A 26,542-nucleotide genomic window follows, 5' to 3' on the forward strand; every position below is an offset into this window, starting at 1 on the left:
GGGGCACGGAGCGGACAATGCCCATACGGCGCGCCCTCATGCGAGAGGCCGGACACATCATGCCCCGCCGCTCCAGCCCGCCAGTGGCTTCCGTCTTGAGATAGGGTTTCCAGTAACTGGAATGTCAAGCGCGCGGCGGTGCCTGCGTGCGCTACAAGCCCTGCCCTTCCAGGTCGAATTGCCGCGGGCGGCGTCGTGCATACGTATTGACGCTACGTCACTTCACGAGGTACGCTAAAGCCCCGTTCGAAAGCGGCACGGGAACCACGGCTCTCGGGAGGAGCTGCCCCAAGGCTTCCAGCGGGTCTTTGCGAGCCAAGGTATACGGCGCGATTTTTCAATCGGTGACCATTGCACAGCAAGGAGGAGGGCTTCCCTCCTCCTTGTTTTTTATGGCTTGTTCTTATGGCGGAGTTGAGTCCGGAGGACGGCGCCGCGCAATGCCACCCCCGCAAGAGCCTCGAACGGCACCGGCGACCAGGTCCCCGCAATCGCGGGGACGGCATCGAGGATACATTTGATTTCCGGGAGCCTGCGGCAGGACCGTCATCGCAATTGGCGCGGCTTGTTCCCCTCTCCCCCCTTGAGGGGGAGATGTCGGCTGCAAGCCGACAGAGGGGGGTGGCGGCAGGTTCGGAACAAGCGGCATACCCCCCTCTGTCACGCATTCGCGTGACATCTCCCCCGCAAGGGGGGAGAGGGGTGCGCGACGGAGAGCCGGTTGCTGAGAAACCGGACCACGCGTGCCGATGGATGAACCACGCCCGCAACCAGCGGCAATCCGCCGCCGGTCGTATATCGGTCTTACGCGGCGGTCTTCTTCGCGCGCGAGGCCTTCTTGCGATCGTTCGGATCGAGGATCGCCTTGCGCAGGCGGATCGACTTCGGCGTCACTTCGACGAGTTCGTCGTCGGCGATGTAGGAGAGCGCCGCTTCCAGGCTGAGCCGGATCGGCGTCGTCAGCTTCACCGCCTCGTCCTTGCCGGACGCGCGCATGTTGGTGAGCTGCTTGCCCTTGATCGGGTTGACCTCGAGGTCGTTGCCGCGGGTGTGCTCGCCGATGATCATGCCCTCGTAGACCTTCACGCCGGCGTCGATCATCATCGGGCCGCGATCTTCCAGGTTGAACAGCGCGTAGGCGACCGATTCACCGGACGAGTTGGAGATCAGCACGCCGGTGTTGCGGCTCGGAATCTCGCCCTTGTAGGGGGCGTAGCCGTGGAACAGGCGGTTGAAGATCGCCGTGCCGCGCGTGTCCGACAGCAGCTCCGACTGGTAGCCGATGAGGCCGCGCGTCGGCGCGTGGAAGACCAGGCGGGTGCGGTCGCCGCCCGACGGACGCATCTCGATGAGATCGGCCTTGCGCTCTGAAAGCTTCTGCACGACCGCGCCGGAGAACTCCTCGTCGACGTCGATGATGACCTCTTCGATCGGCTCCAGCATGTTGCCGGCTTCGTCCTGCTGGAAGACGACGCGCGGACGGCCGACGCAGAGCTCGAAGCCCTCGCGGCGCATGTTCTCGATCAGGATGGCAAGCTGCAATTCGCCGCGTCCGGAGACGACGAAGGCGTCCGGCTCGGCCGAATCCTCGACCTTCAGCGCAACGTTGCCCTCCGCTTCCGACATCAGCCGCTCGCGGATGACGCGGCTCTGCACCTTGTCGCCCTCTGTGCCGGCGAGCGGGCCGTTGTTGACGCGGAAGGTCATCGACAGGGTCGGCGGATCGATCGGCTGGGCGTGCAGCGGCTCGGTGACGTCGGGCGCCGCGATGGTGTCGGCAACCGTCGCCGTCTGCAGACCGGCGATGGAGATGATGTCGCCGGCCTGGGCGCTTTCCACCGGTTCGCGCTCCAGCCCGCGGAAGGCCAGCACCTTGGAGATGCGACCGGTCTCAACGACCTTGCCGTCGCGCGACAGGGCCTTGACGGCCATGTTCGCCGTGGCGGTGCCGGAGACGATGCGGCCGGTCAGGATGCGGCCGAGGAACGGGTTCGACTGGATCGTGGTGGCCAGCATGCGGAAGGAGCCTTCCTCGGCCTGCGGCGGGGCGACGCGGTCGAGCACCATGTCGAACAGCGGCGCCATGGAGGCTTCCGCCGGCTTTTCCGGATCGAGCGACATCCAGCCCTGCTTGGCGGAGCCGTAGAGCACGGGGAAATCCAGCTGCTCCTCGTTGGCGTCGAGGGCTGCGAAGAGGTCGAACACCTCGTCGAGCACTTCCTCGGCGCGCTGGTCGGGCTTGTCGATCTTGTTGATGGCGACGATCGGCTTCAGGCCCAGCTTCAGCGCCTTGGACAGCACGAACTTGGTCTGCGGCATCGGCCCTTCGGAGGCGTCGACCAGAATGATGGCGCCATCCACCATGTGCAGGATGCGCTCCACCTCGCCGCCGAAATCGGCGTGGCCGGGCGTGTCGACGATGTTGATGCGGGTGTCGCCCCACACCAGCGAGGTCACCTTCGCCAGGATGGTGATGCCGCGCTCGCGTTCCAGATCGTTGGAATCCATCATCCGCTCTTCCGTGCGCTGGTTCTCGCGGAAGGAGCCCGATTGCTTGAGCAGCACGTCGATCAGGGTCGTCTTGCCATGGTCGACGTGCGCGATGATGGCGATGTTGCGCAGATTCATAAGTCCATCCAAAAAAGCACCGCGAGCCCGTGCGGACCCGCGGTTCGTTGCGCGCTAGAGCATGTTCCGACCAGATTTTCCCAATCTGATCGACAAGAGCATGCCCAAATTATTGTTCTTGAGCGGTTTCTTGTCGCTCGGGCGGTTCCGCCGGGCGGAAAGCGCTCTAGAAGCGGCAGGCCCACCAGGGGCCGTTGTTGCGATTGTGCGCGCGTATATAAGGCAATTGGCCGGTTTGTGCAACGCACCGAACGCATTTCCGCGCTTCGCTTGACCACGCGGCAGGGCACGGATAGATAATAAGGTCCCCATATAATAAGCTGTCCATATGAGCACCGTGCCCCCCGGACGTACCATCACCTTCCTTCTGAACGACCTCGCGCGGCTCGCCCGCCGGCACTTCGCCGAAGGCCTTGCCGATGCCGGGCTGGAGCTGACGCTCGGCGAGGCGCGCGCCCTCGCCTTCGCGCGCCGGCTGCCGGGAAAGCGCCAGCACGAGCTGGCTGAGTATCTCGGCGTGGAACCGATGACGCTGGTGGGGTTCCTCGACCGGCTGGAGGCGGCGGGCCTGGTGGAACGCGTCGCCGATCCGGACGACCGGCGCGCCAAGCTGGTGCGGCTGACGGACAAGGCGGCCCCCGTGATCCGCATCTTCGACGAACTGACGGACCGGATCCGCAAGACGGCGTTTGACGGCTTCTCCGAAGACGAGATCGAGCGCACCTTCGCGCTGCTCGACACGATGCGCGCCAATCTCGGCGGGTGCACCCGGTGATGCAGATCGCGCCCCCCACCCCTCTGATGAGCGAATTTCGCACCTCCATCCTCGGTGCCGCCCTCGTCGCCATCGGGCCGATCTCCATGGCGCTCTACACCCCCGCCATGCCGAAGCTCGCCGCCGTCTTCGACACCTCGCCCTCGGTCATCAAACTCACCCTGACCGCCTATTTCGCGGGCTTCGCACTGACCCAGCTCGTCTGCGGCCCGCTGACAGACGCCTATGGCCGCCGGCCTGTAACGCTGTGGTTCCTGCTGCTCTATCTTGGCGCGACGGTCATGGCGACCTGGGCGCCGACGGTGGAATGGCTCATTGTCGCGCGTCTCGTGCAAGGGGTGGGCGCCGCCGTCGGCATCGCCGTCTCGCGCGCCATCGTGCGCGACCAGTATATCGGCCAGGCTTCCTCGCGCATTCTCAACGCCGTCGGCATGATGCTGGCCGTGGGGCCGGCCGTCTCTCCCACCATCGGCGGCATCACGCTGACGCTGTTCGGCTGGCAGGAGATCTTCTATTTCATGATGATCTACGGCGTCCTTCTCGGCCTCGCCGTGTTCTTCCTGCTGCCGGAAACGAACCTGCTGCCGGATCCCGCCCGCGCGCGTCCGCGCCGGCTGCTCGACGCCTACCTGACGCTCAGCATCACTCCGGCCTTCCTCAGGCCCTCGTTGTTCATCGGCCTGTCGCTCGGCTGCATCTACACCATGGCCACGATCATCCCGTTCGTGATGATCGAACATGTGGGCCTGACGCCCGCCCAGTTCGGCTTCGGCATGATGCTGCAATCGGCCTGCTACTTTTCCGGCACCATCTCCACCTCCCGCCTTCTGCGCCGCTGCGACGCGGAAAGCCTGGTGCCCTGGTCGATCGGCGGCATGCTGGTGGGAATGACGCTGCTGAGCGCGATGCTGCACGTGCCCGGCTTCACCTACCTGATGGTGATGGGCCCGATCGGTCTGTTCACCTTCTCGCTCGCCCACGCCATTCCGGCCACCACCACCTGGGCGCTGGCCTCCTTCCCGCGCATGGCGGGATCGGCCGCCTCGATGATGGGCTTCATCCAGTTCGGCAGCGGTTTCGCCGGATCGATCGTCGCCGCGTGGATCGGCGATCCGGTGCTCGCCATGGCGACGGTGCCGCCGGCGATGCCGATGATCGGCATCGTCGCCTACGTGCTTCTCGGCTTCGCCACGCGCCGCCAGCCGCCTTCGCGCATGTAAGAAGCCTTTCCGCCGCGCATGTGAGGCTTGCGGGCGGGACTTGCGGGCACGGGAACTTGTGCCCCATCCTGTGTGCCCGACCGGAACGGAGCGCGCCGAGCATGACCCGCCACCACATCTCCTCAGGCTCCGATTTCGAGCGCCGCTTCGGCTATGCCCGCGCCGTTGTCGACGGCGACTGGATCTTCGTTTCCGGCACCACCGGCTACGACTACGACAAGAAGGTTCTGCCGGCGACGGTGGAGACGCAGGCGCGCAAGGCGCTGGCCAACATCGCCCGCACGCTGGCGGAAACGGGCGCCTCGCTCGCCGACGTGGTTCGGGTGCGCTACTACGTTTCCGACCGCGCCCACGTGCGCCGCATCGCGCCCATCCTGGCCGATGCCTTCGGCGAGATCCGCCCGGCCGCGACCATGGTGCTGTGCGAGATGATCGAGCCGGAAATGCTGATCGAGATCGAGGTCACGGCGCTCAGGCGCGATGCAGGATAGGGTGGAGGGAGCCACCCGGGCAGAGGCCCTTGCCGGGCATCAGCCCCTTGCGCCCCTCTCCCCCCTTGTGGGGGAGATGTCACGCCTTGGCGTGACAGAGGGGGGTGAAGCGGCAGGTTCGGAACAAGCGGCTTACCCCCCTCTGTCGGCTTACGCCGACATCTCCCCCACAAGGGGGGAGAGGGGAGCGAGGCGGTAGTCCCCGGACACGTGCGGCCAGATCTCGCGGACCGCCCCCTACTCCCGCTTCAGCAGCCGCTCCAGATAATCCAGTTCGCCCTGCGGCCTGGCGGGATCGGAGAACCGGCGGCGGAGCTCTTCCAGAATGCGGCGGGCGCGCTGGATGTCGATGTCGTCGGGCACCTTCACCCGGTTGCCGTAGTCGGGGCCGTCGGTGCGGCGGGGACGACCGAGCGGGTCCTCGTTGTTGCGCCCGTCCTGACGCACGAGGCCGCCGGGGCCGCCTGGGCCCATCATCTGTTCGCCGAGTTGCTGCGCACCGCGACGCAGCGCCTCCAGCGCCTGGCCCTGATCGCCCACGGCATCGCCCGGCCGGCCGTCGCCCAGCGCCTCGCCGGCCCGCCCCATGCTCTTGCCGGCCTCGCCCAGTTCGCCGGGCTGCGGCATGCCGTTCTTGCCCATCTGCTCCATCAGCTTCTGAAGCTGTTCGGCAAGCGCGTTCTGGCCTTCCTGCAAGCGCTTCAGGGCTTCGGCGAGCTGTTCCTGAGTCATCTGCTGGCCATTGCCGTTCTGGCCCTGCTGCGGCTGGCCGTTGGGGTCGAACTGATCCTCCCGGTCCTCGCCCTGCTGGCCCTGGCGATGGGTCTGGTCCATCAACTCCTGCTGGCGGCGGATCATGTCGGCCAGCTCATTGAGCATCTTCATCATTTCCTGCGACTGGCGGTTTTGCTGCATCTGCTGCATGCGCCCCGTCTGCAGGTTTTCCAGCATCCGCTGCATCTGGGACAGAAGATCGCGCGCCGCGTCGCGCGCGCCGTTCTTCGCCAGTTCCTCGATCTTGCGCAGCATTTCCTCCAGATCCTGGCTGCGCAGCATCTGGGAATTGGGATCCATCGGCTGCATCGCCTGCGGATTGTTCTTCAGCTGCTCGGCCAGCGCCTGCATGTAGCGCTGCAGAGCCTCGCGCAGCTCCTGCGTGAGCTTGGCGATCTCCTCGTCGGAGGCGCCGCGCTCCAGCGCGTCGCGCAAGCGCTCCTGCGCCTGACGCAGCTCGCGCTCGGCGACCGACAGGTCCCCGTCCTCGATGGAAAGCGCCAGTTCCCACATCAGGTCCGCGACCGCGCGCAGCTCGTCGTCGCCGGACGCCTCGTTGAGCCGGGCGTAGACGAACTTCATGCCGAGGAAATTCTTCGGATCGTCCATGAATTCGTCGGGCGCCAGCAGCAGCATGTCCATCGCGTCGATGACCTGCGGCTGAAGATTGGCGTCAAGCGCGAGGTTGCGACGCTGCTCGACGACGGCGCGCGCCAGCGGCTTGGTGAAACGGCGCTCCGGCAGGGTGATGAGCTTGGTTTCCGACCGCCCCTCCTGGCCCGCCTCGTCGGTGGCGACAAGCGTCAGGCGGACCTTGGACCCCGCCCAGGGGTGAGCGGTGAGGTCCTTGAACGTCTCGCCCTTGCCTTCGCGCGCGCGCCGGTGTGGCAGCGACAGAGGAAAGTCGGGCGCCTCGTAGAGCGGATGCGGCGCGGCCCGCGCCCCGCCGAGCGCACCGGAAATGGTCGTCGCGTCCTCGGTCGGCTCGATCTCGGCGCGGGCGGTAACGACGCCGAAATCGTCCGACACCTCGTAGGCGAGTTTCAGCGTGCCGCTCAGCTGGCCCTCGGGTTCGCCGAGAAAGGTGATGGTGGGGTTTTCGTCCGGCTCCACCGCAAAGCGCCACAGATCGACCGTCCGCCCCGCCCGCCGCACCTCGATCGAACCGTTCGAGGCGAGCGTGACGCGGTGTTCCAGCGGCGCATCGGTGGCCGAATTGGGATCGCGCGGGGCCTCCGGCGCGACATCCGCCTCGTTTCCGCCGGAGATTGACGTAACGGTGAGATCGCGGCTGTCGCCCTGCGCGCGCACGATGACGGTGCTGCCTTCGGGAACCGTGACGACGGCCTGAGGATCGCGCGCAGGCCCCATGTCGCCGGTGAGGAAGATCGGCGGACGGCGGGTATAGGCGGGCGGCGTAACCCAGGCATCGATGCGCCCGGCATGCGCTTCCGGCGCCTCATTGCCGGTAAACGCCGAAACCGTGCGGGCGCCGCGATCGCCCATCGAGACACCGAAGCCGACGACCAGCAGGAGCGCGACGATGACGCGCGCGCCCCAGGGATCGCGCCGGAAGGCCTCAGGATGCGGCCAGCCGGGCGTCAGCGCGCCGAGCGCCTTCAGGGCACGCGCCCGGTGCGCCTGCCACAGCGCGCGCACGGTCGGATCGTTCGTGTCGGTGGCGAGATCGTCTTCGAGCGTTGCGAGCGGATGGTGGGTGTAGTGGCCGGCCGCTTCCAGCCGCGCGAGACCTTGCGCCCTGGTCGGCCAGCGCAGCGTCAACCCGGGCCAGGCGGCATAGCCGATGCCGCCGGCAAAGGCCGCAAGCCCGACCCAGCGCAGCCACACCGGCAGAAGCCACCAGAAACCGAGCCAGGAGAGCGCGAGAAACAGACCGGCGACGATGAGAATACGGTAGGCGACGGGCCACAGCCGCTCCCAGAAAAGTGCTGCGCGCGCAAGCGCGAGCGCCCGGGCAAGCCTGCGCTCGAACGCGGCTTTGGCGTCACGCCCTGCGGTAGCGGGGCCAGTGGGCTCAGGACTGTCCGTCAAGATCAAGCTCCCCGATTGCCGGCTTCCTCCCCGTACCCCTGATGCTCGCATATGTCGGCATTGCGGTTTGCACAGTCTACAGGGTGTGACGCAGGCCGCCATACGGCAAGCTAATTATGGCCGGCGCGTGGTTTCGCCGGTCACAATGAGTTCAGAAGCGGTAGCGGGAAGCGTGCTGCGCGGAACAATGATCGAAGCCGACGCAACGTCCGTTGCAGACCCGCTGCACGCACCGCCTGTCATTTCGATAAAGACCACTCTTCTCAGCCCCTCCGTCGTCATTGCCCGGCTTCGTCCGGGCAATCCACTGCGGGCTGCTGCAGACGCGGGACCAGTTGGATCACCCGGACAAAGCCGGGTGATGACGGCGGAGAGAGGGAAGCAAATGCTGCGGTTCCAGGCCGAGAACGATGCCTTGCCCTACCCCTCCAGCCAGTCGGGCAGCCGGTCGAGGCCGATCAGGTCGTCGTAGCTCGGACGCGGGCGCACCACGGCGTACTGCGATCCATTGACCAGAACCTCCGGCACGAGGCGGCGGGAATTGTAGGTGCCGGCCTGCACCGCGCCGTAGGCGCCGGCCGAATAGACCGCGATCAGATCGCCTGACTTAAGCGCGGGAAGATCGCGCCCGTGGCCGAGATAGTCGCCCGTCTCGCAGACCGGACCGACGATGTCGGCGACCATGCGCGGCGCGTCGGGGGCCGGCTCCGCCACCGGGCCGATCTCGTGCCACGCCTCGTAAAGCGTCGGGCGCACGAGATCGTTCATCGCCGCATCGACGATGACGAAGGTCTTGTCCGCGCCCTGCTTCACGTAGATCACTTCCGACACCAGAATGCCCGCATTGCCGGCAATCAGGCGGCCGGGCTCGAAAATGATGCGGCAGTCGAGTTCCTCGACATGCTTCCTGACCACGGTGGCATAGGCGTCGGGGAGCGGTGGCGGCTCGTTGTTGCCGCGATAGGGAATGCCGAGCCCTCCACCCAGATCGACATGCTCGATGGTGTGGCCGTCGGCGCGAAGCGTCGCGATGAGGTCGCCGAGGCGGGCGAAGGCCGCGTCAAAGGGTTCGAGCTCGGTGATCTGCGAGCCGATATGCATGTCGATGCCGGTGACCTCGATGCCCGGCAGCGCGGCCGCACGCCCGTAGACTGCGCGGGCGCGCTGCCAGGGAATGCCGAACTTGTTCTCCGCCTTGCCGGTGGAGATCTTCGCGTGCGTGCGCGCATCCACGTCCGGATTGATGCGCAGCGAGATGCGGGCGGTCTTGCCCTTTGCCGAGGCAACGTCCGAAAGGCGCTCCAGCTCGGGTTCGGATTCGACGTTGAAGCACAGGATGTCGTGGTCGAGCGCGAAGGCAAGCTCCGCGGCCGTCTTGCCGACGCCGGAGAACATGATGCGCTCACCGGGCACGCCGGCCGCGATCGCCCGGCGCAACTCGCCTTCGGAGACCACGTCCATGCCGGCGCCGAGACGGGCGAGCGTCGTCAGTACGGCCTGGTTGGAATTGGCCTTCATGGCATAGCAGACCATGGTGTCGATGCCGGAAAAGGCACCGGCGAAGACCTTGTAATGCCGCTCCAGCGTGGCGGTGGAATAGCAGTAGAACGGCGTGCCGACCTCACGCGCGATGTCGGCCACGCTCACGTCTTCAGCGTGCAGGACGCCGTCGCGATGGGAAAAATGATGCACGAGCTTCGAGCTCCGGAGGGATCAGATCAGGGGGTCGAGAATGAAGGACCTGTCGGGCTTTTTGGCCCGCACCGGTTTCTCGCGCTCGACCGCGCCCGGCACGGCGGCGGACAGCGGCGCGCTCGTGGCCGCCGGCTCCGGTTGCTCCGTGGCCCGGGGTGCTTCCAGCGGCCCACGGCGCCCGCATCCGCTCAAGGAAAGCGCCAGCACGGCGACGGCAAGGACGGCCAGCGGGGCGGTCAGGCGGGGGGCCAGACGGGCGGAACGGACGGCGCTCACGGATCTCTCCAGGTTTTCAGATGGGTCCGATCTTCGGAACGGATCGCAGGCCCCGGCGCAGGTTTGCGCCGGTTCTCGTGTCGCACGCAAACGCCTTTGCTTCAAGACGTTGTTTTCGCGCATGCCCGCAAGGCGGACAGGGTTCACCCCCTCGCCCGCTCCTTCTCCAGCTGCTTCAGCCAGCGCCGGGCCTGCTTGCGCACGTTGGCGGGCGCCGTGCCGCCGTAGCTCACGCGGCTCCTGACCGACTTGTCGACGGAAAGCACCGAGAACACGTCCTCGGTGATGCCGGGCTCGACGCCCTGCATCTCGGCCAGCGGCACCTTGTGCAGCTCGACGCCCCTGGCCGAGGCGATGCCGACGATGGAGCCGGTGATGTGGTGGGCCCGGCGGAAGGGAACACCGAGCACGCGGACCAGCCAGTCGGCGAGATCAGTCGCGGTGGAATAGCCGGAGCCGGCCGCCTTCTTCAGGCGTGTCACGTCGGGCTCCATGTCGCCGATCATGCCGGTCATCGCCGCGATCGCCAGCGACAGGTTGGAGAGCGCGTCGAAGGCCTGCTCCTTGTCTTCCTGCATGTCCTTGGAATAGGCGAGCGGCAGGCCCTTCATGACGGTGAGAAGCCCGACCAGAGCGCCCGAAATGCGGCCAGTCTTGGCGCGCACCAGTTCGGCGGCATCCGGATTGCGCTTCTGCGGCATGATCGAGGAGCCGGTGGTGAACTTGTCCGACAGCTTGACGAAGCCGAACTGCGCCGAGCACCACAACACGATCTCTTCCGCCAGCCGCGACAGGTGCACGGCCGCGATCGAGGCGGCGGAAAGCGCCTCCAGCACGAAATCGCGATCGGCCACCGCATCGAGCGAGTTGGCCGTCGGACGGTCGAAGCCGAGCGCCTTCGCGGTCGCCTCGCGGTCGATCGGAAAGGACGTGCCGGCAAGCGCTGCGGAGCCCAGCGGGCATTCGTTCATGCGGCGGCGGGCATCGGAGAACCGGCCACGATCGCGCGCAATCATCTCCACATAGGCCAGCATGTGATGGCCGAACGTGACCGGCTGGGCCGACTGCAGGTGCGTGAAGCCCGGCATGACGGCACCCGCATGCGTCTCGGCCTTTTCGGCGAGCGCCTGCTGGAGGTTTGCCAGCTGATGGTCGAGCGTGTCCATCGTGTCGCGCACCCAGAGGCGGAAGTCGGTCGCCACCTGGTCGTTGCGCGAGCGCGCGGTGTGGAGCCGTCCGGCCGCATCGCCGATCAGATCCGCAAGGCGCGCCTCGATGTTCATATGGATGTCTTCGAGCGCGCGCGAAAAAGTGAACGTGCCCGCCTCGATTTCGGACAGGATCGTGTCTAGACCGGCCGCGATCGCCTGCGCATCCGCATCGCTGACGATGCCTTGCGCCGCCAGCATGCGGACATGAGCCTTGGACCCGGCGATATCCTGCTGGTAGAGCTTGCGGTCATAGTCGATGGAGGCGTTTATTTCCTCCATGATGGCGTCGGGGCCTTCGGCGAACCGGCCGCCCCACATGCGATTGCTCATCCTCAAGCCCTTCCAGCGAGGTTGCCCAGAAAAGATGACCGAACCCGCCAACGACAATCCGAAACGGGGAAACGGCCTGAAACTGATCGCGCTTGCCGGACTGGCGGGTGCGGCGATCGGCCTGGCAGCGATATACGGGATCGGACTGCCTGATGGCAACTCGGCCGATGGCAACTCGGCCGATGGCAACTCGGCCAGTGCCGGCGCGGCCGCCAACTGCGCGCCGGCCCTTGCCGCCGCACGCCAGATCAAGCCGCTGGCGACCGGCGAGGTCGCCGCCTTCCTGCCGACGACCAAGGCGCTCGACGTCTCCCACCTCGCCTTCAAGGCCGAGGACGGCACCGACATGACGCTTGCCGACTTCAAGGGCAAGACCGTTCTTTTGAACCTGTGGGCGACGTGGTGCGCGCCGTGCCGCAAGGAAATGCCGGCGCTGGACCGTCTGGAACAGGCGATGGGCGGCGACGATTTCCAGGTGGTGCCGGTGAACGTGGACACGCGCGGCGGCGACAGGCCCTGGAACTTCATGAAGGAGATCGGGGTCGGGCACCTTGCCCACTACGCGGACGACAGCATGGGCATCTTCAACGAGATGCGCTCCATGAGCCGGGCGACGGGCCTGCCGACGACCATGCTGGTCAGCCCCGAGGGCTGCGAGATCGGCACCATGTACGGCCCGGCGGAATGGGATTCCGAAGACGCCCAGACGCTTCTGAAGACGGCGATGGAAGCAGGGGAGAAGTAAACGGACAGGGGGGCGCGGGCGCTTCGGTCGTCTGATGATTTGGCGGAACCGGATCCTGGGCCGGATCGCAGGCATGTGTGCCGCAGCCCATCCTTCGAGACGGCGCTTTGCGCCTCCTCAGGATGACGTTATGTTTGTTGATGGTTTAGAGAAACAAACAGCACGATAACGTCATCCTGAGGAGCCGTCGAAAGACGGCGTCTCGAAGGATGGGCGACTTGCTTGCGTCCAACCGTTCACTGCGCTGGAAGCGAGCGCCGGGGCCCGGGACCTGAGCGGGACGGCACGATCAAAAGCCCGTGGCCAGAGGCATTGCCGCGATTGTCAAAAACATACGTCGAGGCGCCTGCCGGGCCTCACACCGAGATGTCCAGCGTCTGTCCGACACCGCGCTGGCGGTTTTCCGAACGCTCCTGAGCGTTGTTGGAGTTGCTGTCGGACGCAGCCTCGACGGGCGAGGATTCGTTGGCCTCGTTCGGCTGGGCGGCGGCATTTGCGGCCGCGGTCTGAGTCGTCGGCTGCGAATTGTTCGCCTGAGGATCCGACGTTCCCTGCTTTTCGAGCTTCGCGTCGAAGTCGAACTGTCGCTGAGGGGCGGGACCCGCTCCGGTGATTTGCATGTGAACGCACTCCTTCCAACAGGACGCAACCCGGATACTACCGGATTTCAAGAGCTTGCGTCGATCTTATCGGCGCCAAGGCTCGAAAACGGGGCTTTCTGTGTCGCGGTACGTCGTCAACGCGACGCGCAAGGTCCCCGTTGGCCAGCACCTTGGCGGCCAGTACCTTGGCTGCCAGTACCTTGGCGGATCTGGGGCCGTCAGGCCGTCATGTCAACCTGGGCACCCATGCCATCGGGCGCGGCGGCCTTCGCGGCCTGCGCCGCTTCCTCCAGCATGGCCGCCATGGCCTGCGCCTGCTGAGCGCCCTGCTTCATGAAGGACGCGAGCATGGAGGAAACAGCCTGGGACCGGTTGGCGACGACGGCCGCCGTTGCGATGTCACTCATGGACTTGCTCCTTGGGCCCCACCCTGCGGCCCGCGTGTTAAGAAGTCGTCAACACCTTCGCTACAATTCGCCGCAACCGGCAAGCAAAGGGCCGGATGAGGGTTCTTGCGGATGCCCCCATGAGCCGCGGCCGGTGCCGCGCGCCCACCCCTTCCCGACCCTGCCCCGGCTCAGCCGAGATCGGGTTCGCCAAGCCCGCGCCGCTTGCACGCGGCACGAATGGTGTTGGCGAGAAGACAGGCGATCGTCATCGGTCCGACACCGCCCGGCACCGGCGTGATCGCGCCCGCGACCTCCACCGCGCTGTCGAAATCGACATCGCCGACGAGCCGCGTCTTGCCCTCGCCCTTTTCCGGCGCCGGCACCCGATTGATGCCGACATCGATGACGCAGGCGCCCTTCTTCAGCCAGTCGCCCTTGACCATGCGCGGCCGGCCGACGGCGGCGATGACGATATCGGCGCGCCGGCAGGCGGCCTCAAGATCGCGGGTGCGCGAATGCGCCATGGTGACGGTGCAGTTCTCGTTTTGCAGCAGGAGCGCCACCGGCTTGCCGACCAGGATAGAGCGGCCGAGCACCAGCGCATCGAGCCCGGAAAGATCGCCGCCTGTCTTGTCCGCGAACGCCTCCTTGGCGAGGATCACGCAGCCCTGGGGCGTGCACGGCACCAGTCCCGGCTTGCCGAGCACGATACGGCCCGCATTGACCGGGTGCAGCCCGTCGACGTCCTTGGCCGGATCGATGGCGAGCACGACCGCATCGGAATCGATGTGCTTGGGCAGCGGCATCTGCACGAGGATGCCGTCGACGCCGGGATCCTCGTTGAGTTTTTCCACGAGCGCGATGAGATCGGCCTGGCTGGTCTCCGCCGGCAGGATGTGCTCGATGGAACGCATGCCGCATTCCTTGGTCAGCCGAACCTTGCTGGCAACATAGACCTGGCTCGCCGGATCCTCGCCGACCAGCACCACCGCGAGCCCGGGCTCGAAACCCTCTTCGCGCTTCAGCTTTTCCGCGGCCCTTGCGACCGTTTCACGCAAACGAGCCGCGCGGGCCTTGCCGTCGATGAGGGTGGCGCTCATGGATAACATCCTTGAAAGGGAAGCCTGGATAAGGCGAAAGACCGAACGGGGAGGTTCTATCAGCCTCCGGCCGGCTTCGCGAGAGCCTGAAGGGCGGAAACGAGATCGCCCGGCTCGCCGGCCAGGTGGACGGTCTTGAGGCGCGCGGTGTGGCCGGCCGTGACCGACACATCGCGCCCGGGCAGCTTCAGCGCCTTGGCGAGAAGCTTTTCCAGCGCCTTGTTGGCAGCCCCCTTTTCCGGCACCGCGCGAACGCGGGCAAGCAGAACCGCGCGCCCGTCGGACAGGGCGCTCATGCCGTCGATCCGGTCGTTCGCCGCCTTCGGCGTCAGCCGCACCGAGACATCGACGCCGCCCTCGACCGCCCGCCACGGCGCATCCGCGCTCATCGCCGCGAACGACCTAGTAGTAGCAGCCGCTCAGGTTCGTGATCAGGTTCTGGATGAGGACCAGGATCAGGATGACGACGATCGGCGAAAGATCGAGCCCGCCCATGGCCGGCAGGATGGAGCGGATCGGACGGTAAACCGGCTCGGTCAGCGCATAGAGCGCCTGGCCGATCATGCCCACGAACTGGTTGCGCGGGTTGATGACGTTGAACGCATAGAGCCACGAGAAGATCGCGGACGCGATGATGACGTAGAAGTAGAGCTGCAGCGCGAGCAGGACGACGGGGACGATGGAGCAGACGACGGCCATCTGGGTCGATCTTTCCGTGTTCGGGGGTCTCAATGGGTTCCGGCATTTTTCGAGTGTCGCAGATGTAGCGATAGCCCGCCGGCATGGCAAGCCAGGGCGTCAATGCGTTGGGCACGCGGTAAACGGCTGCCGGGACCGCAAACACCTCATGCAACAGTTGGGGCGACACCGCGGACGACCGGCTGACGGGCACCGGGACAAGCGGTGGAAAAGTCGACCCGCCGGAGGGCCGTTTCCCGCCCCCTGCCGGGAATGGATCGAAACTTCGTTTGATTTCGCGCGAAGACCACCTTGACAGCCCCCGCCCCCGCCGACTAAATGCGCCTCACCCAAGAGACGGGGCCGTAGCTCAGTTGGGAGAGCGCGTCGTTCGCAATGACGAGGTCAGGGGTTCGATTCCCCTCGGCTCCACCATTTTTCCTTTGTTTAAAATTTTTTATGAATTCAGCGTTTTGGCGCAGTGCCGCCAGAACTAGCGTATCCGCGTTTGTACCCGGACTTGCCACTCAGTCATGCCCACTTATTGCTTCTAGCAACGCCTTTCTGGGTCGCTTATTGTAAATGCAATACTGATCAGGAGAGCAAGAAATGCGGGCGACCATGCATGCAGTGTTGGTTCTCTTGGCGATGACCACAACTGCACATCCGAGAGGACCATTGGACGAACCGGACAAACGCTTTCTTTGTATTTCCGAAGCCTCTGGTGGAATAAAGAACATAGGGGGATCATGGATAGGAACCGGATTTCAAAATGACGATAAAGTTCTGATAACTCCAACAAAGAAAAATATATTTACCGATAATCCATATGTTATATTAGATCCCGGAAAAAAACTCCCGATTACGTCGTGTAATATATATAAAGATGGGACGCAATTATATTGCGATACCTATTTTTATAATGGTTTTTTCTCAACGGAGACGCTGCGACTGCAGCTTATATATAAATTAGGTTACGCGCAGCCAGGGACCATCAACGATACTCCAAACATAACCGGTTTCAGATGCAGCCCCATTTAGCGAAGCATCTGCCCGGTGTAGCGTAGCCTACACTCCCCGCCTCCCTAGACTCCACCATTTCCTTACCCCTATTCCCTATCCGTCGATGCCTATAAGCGGCCTTCGCTTCACGGGCGCGGTGTTTTGCACCCGCGTTTCTGTACCGCGCCCTCCCTGCATCCTCACGCGTCAGGCACATATTCACAGCCCTCCTTCCGTTTGCCCCGCGAAATTGACGCGTCGCCCCCGCGCATATATGCGTAGGGACGGAACAGGTTCCGTCCTTGCGGCGGATGAAAAGGGAACGCGGTGCGACCGGGCTTCGGTCAACTCCGCGACTGCCCCCGCAACTGTAACCGGCGAGCTTCCTTTCGATATGCCACTGGCCGCGCGAGCGGTCGGGAAGGCGAAAGGCAGGCGTTGACCCGGAAGTCAGGAGACCTGCCCGTTCCGGTCACCCTTGCCAGGATACGGGGTGTGTCCAGGCGCGGTCGTCCGTAGCGGTGACAGCTGAAAAGTGTCGCCGCATGCGGAACCGGCCGAGGTGATCCTGCGCCCATCTGCGCGTTGCTCGCCCAAGTCGAGACCGTTTGCGGTTTGTCGAAAACAAACCGGCGCGCCCCGTTGGCCGTGCCGATACCGCAGGTCCGTTCATGTACAAGACCATCGCAACTGCGGGCGCCGTTGCGCTCGCGCTGACCGCTCCGGCCACGGCGCAGCAGATCGCCGACCCCGAGACGATCGAACTCGACACCATCCTCGTCACGGCCGGGCTGACGCCCGTCGACAAGGAAAAGTCCGGCCGCGCCTTCACCGTCATCACCGCGCAGGAGCTGCAGGACCAGCAGATACGCTATGTCGCCGATGCGCTGCGCACCGTGCCGGGCTTCGCCGTCTCGCGCACCGGCTCCTATGGCGGGCAGACGCAGGTGCGCGTGCGCGGCGCGGAATCGAACCATCTCCTGGTCATGATCGACGGGGTGGAAGTAAGCGAGACGGCGACCGGCGAATACGATTTCAGCGGGCTTCTTACCGATGACGTGGACCGCATCGAGGTGCTGCGCGGGCCGCAGAGCGCGTTCTGGGGATCGAACGCCACCGCCGGCGTCGTCAACATCATCACCAAGAGCGGCATCCGCAACGGCTTTGAGGGCACCGCACGCACGGAAGCCGGATCCGACGGCTCGTCGCTGGCGAGCCTCCTGATGCGCGGCGGCGGCGAGCGCTACGACATCGCCCTGTCGGCGGCACTCCGCAACACCGGCGGGTTCAACGTCTCCGACTACGGCTCGGAGGACGACGGCGACCGCAACGCCAGCCTCAACGGCAAGCTCAACATCGATCTCACCGACGCGCTCAGGCTTAACGGCACGCTGCGCTACGTCAACCGGCGCGGCGAGACCGACGCACAGGACTTCACATACGGCAGCCCCACCTATGGCGAGGTGCTCGACACCGACGACGTGACGGCGATGGAGGAGCTTTCCGGCACGCTCGGGCTGACGCACACCTCCGCCGACGGGGCATGGACGCAGAAGGCGCGGTTTTCCGGCAGCGACGCGACCCGGACGAACGAGGAGGACGGCGCGGAGACGTCGTCGACCAGGGGAAGCCGGCTCACGGCGCGCTATCAGGCGACCTACGCCTTCGACGCGCTTGCAAGCCTCGACGGGCATCATGGCCTGACGGGGGGCTACGAATGGGAGCGGGAGACGTTCCGCCCCTCCCATCTCGATCACGGCTTCAGCCGCGACGCGCATTCGCTGGTGGCGGAATACCGGGGTGAGTTCCTCGACCGGTTCTATCTGAACGGCGCCGTCCGCCACGATTTCAACGACCGCTTCGCCGATGCCACCACCTACACCGTGGCCGGCGCGTGGAAGCTGCACGAGACGGACACGCGGCTCCACGCCTCGCTCGGCACCGGCGTCACCAATCCCACCTTCTACGAGCAATACGGCTACACGCCCTCCGCCTTCATCGGCAACGCCGACCTGAAGCCTGAGGAGAGCTTCGGATGGGATGCGGGCGTGGAACAGCGGTTTCTGGACGGGCGGTTCGTCGTCGACGTGACCTATTTCAACCAGAACCTGACCAACGAGATCACCACCGTCTACGAACTCGTCGGCGGCAGCTATGTCTCCACGCCGATCAACCGCGAGGGCGAGAGCCTGCGCCAGGGCATCGAGGTGAGCGCCACCGCGCGGCTTCTCCAGCACCTGACGCTTCAGGCGAGCTACACCTACACCGATGCGAGCGAGCAGACGCAGGCGGGCGGCGACCGGCTGGAGGAACTCCGCCGGCCGAGGCACGCCGGTTCGCTCAATCTCGCCTACACCTTCCTCGATGACCGGGCGCGGGTCTTCGGCGAAGCGATCTTCAATGGCACGACGGTCGACACCGACTACACCGCCGCGATCTCAAGACGGGTCGATCTCGACGGCTACACGCTCGTCAATGCCGGCGCGCGCTACGCGATCAACGATCGCTTCGAGGTCTATGGGCGGATCGACAACCTGTTCGATGCCGACTACGAGGAGGTCTACGGCTACAACACGCAAGGCCGGGTCGGCTATGTCGGCCTGAAGGGACGGTTTTGAGAGCGCGCCTTTTTCTCTGCGCATTCATGAGCCTTGGCGTGGGGGCGGCGCTCGCCGCCCTCGCCTTGCCGGCTGGCGCCCCCACCTTGTCGCTTGCGGCCAATGACGGCGCAGACGCGGCACCGCCGCAGCGCGTCGTCTCCATCAACGTATGCACCGACCAGCTCGCCATGCTGATCGCGCGCCCCGGCCAGCTTCTCTCCGTCTCGAGCCTTGCCACAGACCCGCAGACATCGCTCATGACGGCGGAGGCGAGCGCCCACACTCTCAATCACGGCGCGGCGGAAGAGATCTTCCTGATGAAGCCCGATCTGGTGCTCGCCGGAACCTACACGCGGCGCCCGACGGTCGCCCTGCTGCAGCGCCTCGGCTTTCCCGTCGAACAATTCGCGCCGGCGACCTCGTTCGACGACATCCGCGCCAATATCCGCCGGATGGGCGCGTTGCTCGGAAGACGGGACCGCGCCGAGGCTCTCGTCGCCGAACTCGATGCCCGCCTTGAGGCGACCCGCACGGCGACGCAAGGCAAGGAAAACCGGCGACGGGCGGGGCTGACTTTCGCCAACAGCTACACCTCCGGCGCGGGCACGCTTTCGCAGGCGGCACTCGATGCGGCCGGGCTCGAGAATATCGCAAAGGACTTCGGTGTGCGCGGAATGGCGCGCCTGCCGCTCGAAGCGCTGGTGATGGCCGATCCCGACCTGGTCGTCTCCAGCACGAAAGACTACGGCGCGCCCGCACTTGCCGGCGAGACCATCCGCCATCCCGCCTACCGGGCGCTTGCGCGTGAAAAGACCTCGGTCGATGTGCCGACGAGATACTGGGTCTGCGGCGGGCCCTTCACCGTCGAGGCTGTGCGGATCCTGCGCGAGGCCGCAGACAGCCCCGCAGCCGACAACCTTGCCGCGACCGCGAGGCGGAAACCATGAGCGGGACGGCTGGCTACCGGATGCTTCTCGCGGGGCTCGCGCTCGCGACCGCGGTCCTGTTCGCGCTGTCGCTGACGGTGGGGCCTGCCGGCATTTCCCTTTCCGACAGCCTCGATGCCCTCGTCTTCGGCAACGGCGGCGCGGCGGGCCATGATGCGGACACCCGGGCGGCCATGGTCTTGGTGATGCGCGAGATCCGCCTGCCGCGCGCCCTGCTCGGCCTCGGCATCGGCGCCTCGCTCGGCCTCAGCGGCGCCGTGCTGCAGGGGCTACTGCGCAATCCGCTGGCCGAACCGGGATTGCTCGGCGTCTCCGCGTCGGCGTCGCTGGGCGCCGTGCTGGCGATCTACACCGGGCTGTCGGCGCTGTTTCCGCTTGCGCTGCCGCTCGCGGCCCTCGCCGGTGCGGTGGCCGCGGTCATCGTGGTTCAGGCCATGGCGCAGGGCGGCGGCACGCTCACCATCATTCTGGCCGGCGTGGCGGTCACGAGCTTTGCCGCGGCGATGACCTCGCTGGCGCTCAACCTCTCGCCCAATCCCTTTGCCGCACTGGAGATCGTGTTCTGGATGCTGGGCTCGCTCGACGACCGCTCGATGACCCACGTCTGGCTGGCCGGCCCATTCATCCTCGCAGGCTGCGCCATGCTGGCGCGCTGCGGGCGCGCGCTCGATGCGCTGACGCTCGGCCACGATGCGGCGCGCAGCCTCGGCATCGACCTTGCCCGGGTGCGGCTGTTCGCGATCCTCGGCACTGCGTCGGCCGTCGGGGCCGCGACCGCGGTGGCCGGCGCGATCGGCTTCGTCGGGCTCGTCGTTCCGCATCTGATGCGCCCGCTCGTCGGCGCCGTTCCCTCAAGGCTCCTGCCGGCAAGCGCGCTCGGCGGCGCGGCGATGGTGCTGGCCGCCGATATCGCGGTGCGGGTCATCGCTCCCGGCCGCGACCTGAAGCTCGGCGTGCTCACGGCCATCGTCGGCGCGCCGTTCTTCCTGTGGCTCGTCTACCGTTCGAGGAGGGAGCCGGCATGAGCCTTCTCGACATCGCCGGCCTCTCGGCGTCGCTCGGCCGCAAGACCGTGCTCGACCGCGTCTCCCTTGCAATAGGCGCCGGCGAATGCGTCGGCCTGATCGGGCCGAACGGGGCGGGCAAGTCGACGCTGCTGCGCGCCGTGCTCGGGCTCGTCCCGCATGACGGCACGATTTCCCTGACCGGGCAGGCCCCGGCCTCGCTTGCACCCGATGAAATGGCCCGCCGGATCGCCTATCTGCCGCAGGAGCGCGAGATCGCCTGGCCGGTGAGCGTGGAACGGATCGTCGGCCTCGGCCGCATGCCCCATGGGACCGGCGCCCGCGAGCCGGACGACGCCGACCGCCGGATCATTCTGGAAGCGATGCGGGCGATGGATGTGGCCGGACTTGCCGGGCGGCGTGCAACCGAGCTTTCCGGCGGCGAGACCGCGCGCGTTCTGATCGCCCGGGCACTGGCCCAGCGCGCGCCGCTGCTGCTCGCCGACGAGCCCACCGCCGGTCTCGACCCGGCGCACCAGATCGCCTGCATGCGCGTCTTTTCCGATCTGGCGAAAGACGGGGCCAGCGTGCTCGTGTGTCTGCACGATCTGGGACTGGCCGCGCGCTGGTGCACGCGGCTGGTGCTGATGGCCGAGGGCCGGATCATCGCCGACGGCCCGCCGGCACACGTGCTGACGCCGGACCGGCTGGCAGAGGTCTACGGCATCCGCGCCTTCATTGGCGCGGCTGAGGGCGGCATGGTGCTCCAGCCGCTCGATGTCCTTGTCGGGCGCGACGCCGTTTAGAGCGTTTCAGGATTTGACGGAAATGCGCGAGAGAATACCTCTCCCATGGGGAGAGGTCGGCGCGGATGCGCCGGGTGAGGGGTTTCAGGCTCTCGTGGATACGAGGTCCCGACACCCCTCACCCCAACCCTCTCCCCATGGGAGAGGGGGCGAATACGGCCATTTCCGTCAAATCCCGAAACATCCCAGCTCACCGCCGGAAGTTCATGCAAACGTCATGTGAGCGTCATCGCTCTGTTGTCTGGCGGGATTAGCCAGAGGGCCGGCGCTGCACAGCTGTGCAGCCGTCCTTTCGACAACAGACGGGGTGAACCGTGAGCGACATCCGCATCGACGCGATCGACAAGAGTTTCGGCGACACCGCTGTCCTGCGCGAGGTGTCGCTCCACATCGCGTCGGGCGAGTTCGTCGCGATCCTCGGGCCCTCGGGCTGCGGCAAGACCACGTTGCTGCGCTGTCTCGCCGGCTTCGAGACGCTGGACGGCGGCCGCATCGAGATCGGCGGCGAACTCGTCTCCGCGCCGCGCCATCACGTGCCGCCGGAACGGCGCAACATCGGCGTCGTCTTCCAGAACTACGCGCTGTGGCCGCACATGAGCGTGGCCGACAACGTCGCCTACGGGCTGAAGATCTCAGGCATCTCGAAGAAGGAACGCGCCGCGCGCGTCGCCAAGGTTCTCGATCTCGTCGAGCTCGGCGCGCTCGCCCGCCGCCGTCCCGCCGATCTTTCCGGCGGCCAGCGCCAGCGCGTGGCACTCGCCCGCTGCCTTGCCATGGAAAGCCGCGCCGTCCTGCTCGACGAGCCCCTCGCCAATCTCGACGTGCACCTGCGCGGCGCGCTGGAGGAGGAATTTGCCGCCTTCCACAAGCGCTCCGGCGCGACGATGTTCTACATCACCCACGACCAGTCCGAGGCGCTGGCGCTGGCCGACCGCGTCGCGGTGATGGACAAGGGCCGCATCCTGCAGTTCGACCGGCCGGAGGCGCTGTTCGCCCGGCCCGCGAACGAGACGGTCGCCGGCTTCATCGGCGAGGGCCGCGTGCTGGAGGCCGAGGACATCCGCCCGCTCGGCAACGGCCGCGCCGCAGCTTCCCTTCTCGGCCAGAAAGTGGAACTGCGCTGCGCGCCCGGCGAGGCCCCGCGCAAGCGCGCCAGCATCTCCATCCACCCCGGCGATCTGCATCTCGTCTGCGATGACGCGACCGCGAATGCGGATGCGGGCGGCATCGCCGCCAACGTGACGCGGGCGACCTATCGCGGCGCTTATCTGCGCGCCGATGTCATGGCCGGGCCTGAAGGCTCCGTGCCGCTTTCCATCAACATTCCCGCGCCGGCCTCCGTTTCGCAGGGCCAACGCGTGACCCTGTCGCTGCGCGATGGCTGGGTCATCCCCCAGACCGGTCCCGCGACCGTTGCATCGTCCCTCTCCTCCTCCGCCTCCCTCTAGTCCCCAACCTCCCGAAAAGCCTCAGGACAAATCCATGAAACTGCTCTCCCTCACGCTCGCCGCCATGCTGTTTTCCGGCACCGCCTATGCGGAAACCACGCTGACGCTCTACACCTCCCAGCCGCCCGAACAGGCGCAGCAGACCGTCGATGCCTTCGAGGCCGCCCATCCGGACATCAAGGTCCAGTGGACGCGCAACGGCACGTCCGCGCTGATGAACGTGATGCGCGCCGAGATCGAGGCCGGTCAGGTCCAGGCCGACGTGCTGCTGGTGGCCGACGTCATCAACCTCGGCGAGCTGAAGGCCGGCGGCCACCTGATGGCCTACAAGGACGCCCCCGTCGACGCCTACGACCCGGCGACCTACGACAAGGACATGATGTTCTTCGGAACGAAGGCCATCACCACCGGCATCGCCTACAACACCAAGATCGCCAAGCCGGTCTCCACCTGGAACGAGCTGCTCACCGAGGAGAACCGCGGCAAGATCGCCGTGCCCTCGCCGCTCTATTCGGGTGCCGCGCTCAACCACCTGCACGCGCTGATCAACGATCCCGCCATCGGCTGGTCCTTCTATGAAGGCCTGAACGATCTCGGCATCGTGCCGGAAGGCGGCAACGGCCCGGCGATCAAGGCGGTGGCCTCGGGCGCGGCGAAATACGCCATCGTGGTCGACGCCAACGCGCTGCGGGCCAAGGCCGACGGCTCGCCGATCGATTTCATCGCGCCCAAGGACGGCGTCTCCTTCATCACCGAGCCGGCCGCCATCATGGCCACCACCAAGCACCCGAAGGAAGCCAAGCTCTTCATCGATTTCCTGCTTTCTAAGCAAGGCCAGGAACTCGCCGCCAGCCAGGGCAACCTGCCGATCCTGCCGGGCGTCGCCGGGCCGGAAGGCTTCCCCAAGATGGAAGACATGAAGCTCCTCGGCTACGACGTCGACAACGCGGTGAAGACCAACGAAGAGGTCCGCGCCAGGTTCGCCGACATCTTCGGGCTGTGATGCGATGAGCCTCGCTCTCGACATGCCGAAGCGCCCCACCCGGGCGCTTCGGTTCCCGCGCCGCCTGAGTGGCGAATACCTCCTGCTGCTGGCGCTCGTCGTCTTCGTCGGCATTCTCTCCATCGCCCCGCTCGCCCGTCTCGCCTGGTCCGCGCTGCTGCCGCACGGGGTTTTCGATGCAGACCGCATCGCCGACATCCTCGGCGGGCGCCGTGTGCTGGAAGCGACCCTCAACACGATCAGGATTTCCGTCGCCTCCACAATGCTCGCCACCATCGCCGGCACGGCGGCGGCGCTGCTGGTGAGCCTCACCGACATGCGCCATCGCACGCTGTGGGTCTTCGGCTTCGTGCTGCCGCTGATGATCCCGCCGCAGGTGACCGCGCTCGCCTGGATCCAGGCGTTTTCGCCGGCAAGCCCGGTGCTCGGCCCGCTCGGCCTGACACTGCCGCCGGGAACACCGCATCCGCTCTATTCCATGGGCGGCATCGTGTTCCTGCTCGGGCTCTACAATGCCCCGCTCGTCTTCCTGTCGGTGCGCGCGAGCCTGCAGCGCCTGCCCGCCTCGCTGATCGAGGCCGCCCGCTCCAACGGTGCCGGCGCAGGCGCCGTGACGCGCGACATCGTGCTGCCGCTGATCCGCTCCGGCATTTTCGCGGGCGCCGCGCTCGCCTTCGTCTCCTCGATCGGCAATTTCGGCATCCAGGCGATGCTCGGCATACCCGCGCGCGTCTCCACCCTGATCACGATGATCTACCGCCGGCTCAATTCCTACGGCCCCTCCGCACTCTCCGACATGGCGCTGCTGGCCCTGCTGCTGGCGGTCTTGACGGTGATGGGCATGGGGCTGACCGCCTGGCTCGGCCGGCAGGGCGACCAGCGCGTCGATGCCGCCCAGCGCCCGCCGCGCATGGCGCTCGGCCGCTGGCGCTGGGCCGTCTCCGGCGCCGCCTGGCTCTATCTCGTCGCCTGCCTGCTGCTGCCGCTCTCCGCCCTTTTCGGCACCGCGCTGGTGCGCGGCTACGGACAGCCGCTCAACGCCGAGACGATCACGTTTGAAAACTTCGCCAACGCGCTTTTCCATCACGAGGGCTTCCGCGCGGCGTTCCTGACGAGCCTGTGGATCACGCTCGTTACCGTCGCCGTGCTCATCCCCGTCGCCGTCGCGCTCGGCTACGTGCTCTCCTGGCGCAAGGGCCGGCTGGCGAAGCTGCTGAGGCTCGCCTCCGAGCTTGCCTACGCGCTGCCGGGCATCATCATCGGCGTCGCCATGATCCTGTTCTTCCTGCGCCCGCTGCCGGGCATCGGCACCTCGCTCTACGGCACGGTGTGGGTGATCCTCGCCGCCTATCTGTCGAACTATCTGGCGCTGGCGCTGCGGCCGATCCTCGGCGGCTACGCGCAACTCGACCGCAATCTCGACGAGGCAGCGCAGCTTGCCGGTGCCGGCATCTTCGCACGCCTGAAGGACATCGTGCTGCCGGCACTGGCACCATCCGCCACGGCTGCCGCCATCCTCGTGTTCATGACGGCGATCAACGAGATCCAGACCTCGGTGCTGCTGGTCTCGTCGAGAGCGCAGACGATCGGGCCAACCATCATCTTTCTGGAAGAGGCCGGCTCCTCGACCCTTGCTGCCGCCGTCGGCTGCCTGATGGTGGTGCTGGTTCTGGTGCTGATGGGGCTGAGCCTCGTCTTCGGCCGGCGCCTGCCGGAAGGGGTGCTGCCATGGCGCGACTGACCGCGATCAGCGGTTTGGGCCGCAAGGCCGCCGCCGTGTTCCTGCTGGAGATCGAGGGCCGCCGGTTGCTGCTCGACCTCGGCGACGGGCTGGAGACGGGCGAACGGCCCGATCTTTCCCGCGCCGGCATCATCGATGCGGTGCTGCTGAGCCATGGCCATGTGGACCATGTCGGCGGGCTCGACCGGCTGGACGAGATCGGCAATCCGCCGGTCTTTGCCAGCGCGGAAACGCTCGCCCACCTGCCCGACGGGTTCCGCCCGGCCGATGCGCGCGTGCTCTGCGAGCGCGGGCAAACCGATGTTCTGGGTCTCACCGTCACGACCGGCCGCGCCGGCCATGCGCCGGGCGGCATCTGGATGCGGTTTGAAACGCCGCGCGGGGGTTTTCTCTATACGGGCGATTTCTCGACCGAAGGCCCGCTGCTTGCCTGCGACGCGTTCCCGGCAACGACGACCGTTCTGGCCGATGCCTCCTACGGCGACCGCGATGCCGCACTTGCCGACCAGATCGGACTTCTGGCCCGCGAGGCCCGGCGCGGGGCGGTGCTGCCGTGTCCGTCGAACGGGCGCGGGGCGGAAATGGTCACCGCGCTTTCCGCGCTCGGCCTGAGGGTGCATGCCTGCGAAAGGGTGGCGGAGGAAACCGAGCGGCTGACCGGCACGGCCCCGCCCGTGGCCGATGCGCAAAGCGCGCGGCCCGACCAGGTCATCGTGGCGAGCGGCTCCAACGCAGAGAACGGGCTTCCCGCCGCCCTTTGCGCGCGCGACGGTTTCCGCTTCATCTTCTCAAGCCACGTTCCGAAAACGAGCCCCGCCCATGCGATGATTGGCGAGGCCCGCGCGCGCTGGATGGGCTGGAACGTCCACCCACGGCTTTGCGACGTGATCGCGCTTGCCGAGAACACGCAGGCCGAACGGGTGCTGCCCGCGTTCGTCGACCTCGCCACCGCCCCCCGGCTCGTCGCGGCCCTCGGCGACAGGCTGGTGCGGGAGAGCGAGGTCGATGTGTAGGGTTTCGACATG

The 26,542-nt window shown here is 66.6% G+C and carries 23 protein-coding genes, 1 tRNA gene and 1 riboswitch; of the genes, 14 read left to right on the forward strand and 10 right to left on the reverse strand.

What is annotated here, in order from left to right; genetic code table 11:
* Positions 1 to 804: 804 nt before the first annotated feature.
* Positions 805 to 2,628, reverse strand: coding sequence for a translational GTPase TypA (gene typA / locus V2L18_RS15785; protein WP_336179246.1), 1,824 nt, complete (start codon positions 2,626 to 2,628; stop codon positions 805 to 807).
* Positions 2,629 to 2,956: 328 nt separating this feature from the next.
* Here typA and V2L18_RS15790 point away from each other — a divergent pair, with 328 nt between their 5' ends.
* The 3 genes from V2L18_RS15790 to V2L18_RS15800 all read left to right on the forward strand — a co-directional run bounded on the left by V2L18_RS15790 (position 2,957) and on the right by V2L18_RS15800 (position 5,114).
* Complete coding sequence (locus V2L18_RS15790; protein ID WP_336179247.1) at positions 2,957 to 3,403, forward strand: MarR family transcriptional regulator; 447 nt, start codon at positions 2,957 to 2,959, stop codon at positions 3,401 to 3,403.
* 26 nt (positions 3,404 to 3,429) lie between these two features.
* Positions 3,430 to 4,623, forward strand: a complete 1,194-nt coding sequence (locus V2L18_RS15795) for a multidrug effflux MFS transporter (protein ID WP_336179248.1) — start codon at positions 3,430 to 3,432, stop codon at positions 4,621 to 4,623.
* 101 nt (positions 4,624 to 4,724) lie between these two features.
* Positions 4,725 to 5,114: a RidA family protein gene (locus tag V2L18_RS15800; protein WP_336179249.1), complete on the forward strand. Its 390-nt coding sequence runs from the start codon at positions 4,725 to 4,727 to the stop codon at positions 5,112 to 5,114.
* 237 nt (positions 5,115 to 5,351) lie between these two features.
* On the opposite strand, the gene V2L18_RS15805 is transcribed toward V2L18_RS15800, so the two are convergent.
* From V2L18_RS15805 to argH, 4 genes are all read right to left on the reverse strand, one after another.
* On the reverse strand, positions 5,352 to 7,940 hold the full coding sequence (locus tag V2L18_RS15805; RefSeq protein WP_336179250.1) for a TIGR02302 family protein: 2,589 nt from the start codon (positions 7,938 to 7,940) through the stop codon (positions 5,352 to 5,354).
* Positions 7,941 to 8,360: 420 nt separating this feature from the next.
* On the reverse strand, positions 8,361 to 9,632 hold the full coding sequence (lysA, locus tag V2L18_RS15810) for a diaminopimelate decarboxylase (RefSeq protein ID WP_336179251.1): 1,272 nt from the start codon (positions 9,630 to 9,632) through the stop codon (positions 8,361 to 8,363).
* A 21-nt stretch (positions 9,633 to 9,653) separates the two neighbouring features.
* Positions 9,654 to 9,911: a lipoprotein gene (locus V2L18_RS15815; RefSeq protein ID WP_336179252.1), complete on the reverse strand. Its 258-nt coding sequence runs from the start codon at positions 9,909 to 9,911 to the stop codon at positions 9,654 to 9,656.
* A 143-nt stretch (positions 9,912 to 10,054) separates the two neighbouring features.
* Positions 10,055 to 11,452, reverse strand: coding sequence for an argininosuccinate lyase (argH, locus tag V2L18_RS15820; RefSeq protein ID WP_336179253.1), 1,398 nt, complete (start codon positions 11,450 to 11,452; stop codon positions 10,055 to 10,057).
* Positions 11,453 to 11,486: 34 nt separating this feature from the next.
* Here argH and V2L18_RS15825 point away from each other — a divergent pair, with 34 nt between their 5' ends.
* On the forward strand, positions 11,487 to 12,197 hold the full coding sequence (locus V2L18_RS15825; RefSeq protein ID WP_336179254.1) for a TlpA disulfide reductase family protein: 711 nt from the start codon (positions 11,487 to 11,489) through the stop codon (positions 12,195 to 12,197).
* Between the two features lie 356 nt (positions 12,198 to 12,553).
* Here V2L18_RS15825 and V2L18_RS15830 read toward each other — a convergent pair whose 3' ends face one another.
* From V2L18_RS15830 to V2L18_RS15850, 5 genes are all read right to left on the reverse strand, one after another.
* Entirely contained in the window at positions 12,554 to 12,817 is a 264-nt protein-coding gene (locus V2L18_RS15830; protein WP_336179255.1) for a hypothetical protein, read from the reverse strand.
* A 200-nt stretch (positions 12,818 to 13,017) separates the two neighbouring features.
* Positions 13,018 to 13,206, reverse strand: coding sequence for a hypothetical protein (locus tag V2L18_RS15835; protein ID WP_336179256.1), 189 nt, complete (start codon positions 13,204 to 13,206; stop codon positions 13,018 to 13,020).
* Positions 13,207 to 13,376: 170 nt separating this feature from the next.
* Entirely contained in the window at positions 13,377 to 14,288 is a 912-nt protein-coding gene (gene folD / locus V2L18_RS15840) for a bifunctional methylenetetrahydrofolate dehydrogenase/methenyltetrahydrofolate cyclohydrolase FolD (RefSeq protein ID WP_336179257.1), read from the reverse strand.
* Positions 14,289 to 14,347: 59 nt separating this feature from the next.
* Positions 14,348 to 14,677, reverse strand: a complete 330-nt coding sequence (locus V2L18_RS15845; protein ID WP_336179258.1) for a DUF167 family protein — start codon at positions 14,675 to 14,677, stop codon at positions 14,348 to 14,350.
* 13 nt (positions 14,678 to 14,690) lie between these two features.
* On the reverse strand, positions 14,691 to 14,987 hold the full coding sequence (locus V2L18_RS15850) for a YggT family protein (protein WP_336179259.1): 297 nt from the start codon (positions 14,985 to 14,987) through the stop codon (positions 14,691 to 14,693).
* 338 nt (positions 14,988 to 15,325) lie between these two features.
* Between V2L18_RS15850 and V2L18_RS15855 the strand changes: the two genes are divergently transcribed.
* The 10 genes from V2L18_RS15855 (at position 15,326) to V2L18_RS15900 (ending at position 26,530) form a co-directional block, all read left to right on the forward strand.
* Positions 15,326 to 15,401 (forward strand) — tRNA-Ala (locus V2L18_RS15855).
* A gap of 174 nt (positions 15,402 to 15,575) precedes the next feature.
* Positions 15,576 to 16,007, forward strand: a complete 432-nt coding sequence (locus V2L18_RS15860) for a hypothetical protein (protein WP_336179260.1) — start codon at positions 15,576 to 15,578, stop codon at positions 16,005 to 16,007.
* A 235-nt stretch (positions 16,008 to 16,242) separates the two neighbouring features.
* A riboswitch (cobalamin riboswitch) is annotated at positions 16,243 to 16,450 on the forward strand.
* Positions 16,451 to 16,639: 189 nt separating this feature from the next.
* Entirely contained in the window at positions 16,640 to 18,586 is a 1,947-nt protein-coding gene (locus tag V2L18_RS15865; RefSeq protein ID WP_336179261.1) for a TonB-dependent receptor, read from the forward strand.
* A 26-nt stretch (positions 18,587 to 18,612) separates the two neighbouring features.
* On the forward strand, positions 18,613 to 19,515 hold the full coding sequence (locus V2L18_RS15870) for an ABC transporter substrate-binding protein (protein ID WP_336179262.1): 903 nt from the start codon (positions 18,613 to 18,615) through the stop codon (positions 19,513 to 19,515).
* The gene (locus V2L18_RS15875; RefSeq protein WP_336179263.1) at positions 19,512 to 20,540 is read left to right on the forward strand and encodes an iron ABC transporter permease; all 1,029 of its coding nucleotides are present in this window, start codon (positions 19,512 to 19,514) and stop codon (positions 20,538 to 20,540) included. The genes V2L18_RS15870 and V2L18_RS15875 overlap by 4 nt, the downstream gene beginning before the upstream one ends.
* Positions 20,537 to 21,325 (forward strand): ABC transporter ATP-binding protein, encoded by a 789-nt coding sequence (locus tag V2L18_RS15880; protein ID WP_336179264.1) that lies wholly within the window; start codon positions 20,537 to 20,539, stop codon positions 21,323 to 21,325. Before V2L18_RS15875 ends, V2L18_RS15880 begins: the two co-directional genes overlap by 4 nt.
* Before the next feature lie 314 nt (positions 21,326 to 21,639).
* Positions 21,640 to 22,773 carry an ABC transporter ATP-binding protein gene (locus tag V2L18_RS15885; RefSeq protein ID WP_336179265.1) on the forward strand — a complete coding sequence of 378 codons (1,134 nt, stop codon included), beginning with the start codon at positions 21,640 to 21,642 and terminating at the stop codon, positions 22,771 to 22,773.
* Positions 22,774 to 22,807: 34 nt separating this feature from the next.
* Entirely contained in the window at positions 22,808 to 23,776 is a 969-nt protein-coding gene (locus V2L18_RS15890; protein WP_336179267.1) for an ABC transporter substrate-binding protein, read from the forward strand.
* Between the two features lie 4 nt (positions 23,777 to 23,780).
* Complete coding sequence (locus V2L18_RS15895) at positions 23,781 to 25,517, forward strand: iron ABC transporter permease (protein ID WP_336179268.1); 1,737 nt, start codon at positions 23,781 to 23,783, stop codon at positions 25,515 to 25,517.
* Positions 25,505 to 26,530: an MBL fold metallo-hydrolase gene (locus tag V2L18_RS15900; RefSeq protein WP_336179269.1), complete on the forward strand. Its 1,026-nt coding sequence runs from the start codon at positions 25,505 to 25,507 to the stop codon at positions 26,528 to 26,530. Before V2L18_RS15895 ends, V2L18_RS15900 begins: the two co-directional genes overlap by 13 nt.
* Positions 26,531 to 26,542 lie beyond the last annotated feature (12 nt).

The sequence above is a fragment of the Breoghania sp. JC706 genome, from assembly GCF_037026715.1.
In the GTDB taxonomy this organism is placed as follows: Bacteria; Pseudomonadota; Alphaproteobacteria; order Rhizobiales; family Stappiaceae; genus Breoghania.

Bases quoted from the DNA above. Each gene is read 5' to 3' on its own strand.
- typA (WP_336179246.1), bottom strand. From the start codon at position 2,628: ATGAATCTGCGCAACATCGCCATCATCGCGCACGTCGACCATGGCAAG.
- V2L18_RS15790 (WP_336179247.1), top strand. From the start codon at position 2,957: ATGAGCACCGTGCCCCCCGGACGTACCATCACCTTCCTTCTGAACGAC.
- V2L18_RS15795 (WP_336179248.1), top strand. From the start codon at position 3,430: ATGAGCGAATTTCGCACCTCCATCCTCGGTGCCGCCCTCGTCGCCATC.
- V2L18_RS15800 (WP_336179249.1), top strand. From the start codon at position 4,725: ATGACCCGCCACCACATCTCCTCAGGCTCCGATTTCGAGCGCCGCTTC.
- argH (WP_336179253.1), bottom strand. From the start codon at position 11,452: ATGAGCAATCGCATGTGGGGCGGCCGGTTCGCCGAAGGCCCCGACGCC.
- V2L18_RS15825 (WP_336179254.1), top strand. From the start codon at position 11,487: ATGACCGAACCCGCCAACGACAATCCGAAACGGGGAAACGGCCTGAAA.
- V2L18_RS15830 (WP_336179255.1), bottom strand. From the start codon at position 12,817: ATGCAAATCACCGGAGCGGGTCCCGCCCCTCAGCGACAGTTCGACTTC.
- V2L18_RS15835 (WP_336179256.1), bottom strand. From the start codon at position 13,206: ATGAGTGACATCGCAACGGCGGCCGTCGTCGCCAACCGGTCCCAGGCT.
- folD (WP_336179257.1), bottom strand. From the start codon at position 14,288: ATGAGCGCCACCCTCATCGACGGCAAGGCCCGCGCGGCTCGTTTGCGT.
- V2L18_RS15845 (WP_336179258.1), bottom strand. From the start codon at position 14,677: ATGAGCGCGGATGCGCCGTGGCGGGCGGTCGAGGGCGGCGTCGATGTC.
- V2L18_RS15850 (WP_336179259.1), bottom strand. From the start codon at position 14,987: ATGGCCGTCGTCTGCTCCATCGTCCCCGTCGTCCTGCTCGCGCTGCAG.
- V2L18_RS15860 (WP_336179260.1), top strand. From the start codon at position 15,576: ATGCGGGCGACCATGCATGCAGTGTTGGTTCTCTTGGCGATGACCACA.
- V2L18_RS15865 (WP_336179261.1), top strand. From the start codon at position 16,640: ATGTACAAGACCATCGCAACTGCGGGCGCCGTTGCGCTCGCGCTGACC.
- V2L18_RS15870 (WP_336179262.1), top strand. From the start codon at position 18,613: ATGAGCCTTGGCGTGGGGGCGGCGCTCGCCGCCCTCGCCTTGCCGGCT.
- V2L18_RS15875 (WP_336179263.1), top strand. From the start codon at position 19,512: ATGAGCGGGACGGCTGGCTACCGGATGCTTCTCGCGGGGCTCGCGCTC.
- V2L18_RS15880 (WP_336179264.1), top strand. From the start codon at position 20,537: ATGAGCCTTCTCGACATCGCCGGCCTCTCGGCGTCGCTCGGCCGCAAG.
- V2L18_RS15890 (WP_336179267.1), top strand. From the start codon at position 22,808: ATGAAACTGCTCTCCCTCACGCTCGCCGCCATGCTGTTTTCCGGCACC.
- V2L18_RS15895 (WP_336179268.1), top strand. From the start codon at position 23,781: ATGAGCCTCGCTCTCGACATGCCGAAGCGCCCCACCCGGGCGCTTCGG.
- V2L18_RS15900 (WP_336179269.1), top strand. From the start codon at position 25,505: ATGGCGCGACTGACCGCGATCAGCGGTTTGGGCCGCAAGGCCGCCGCC.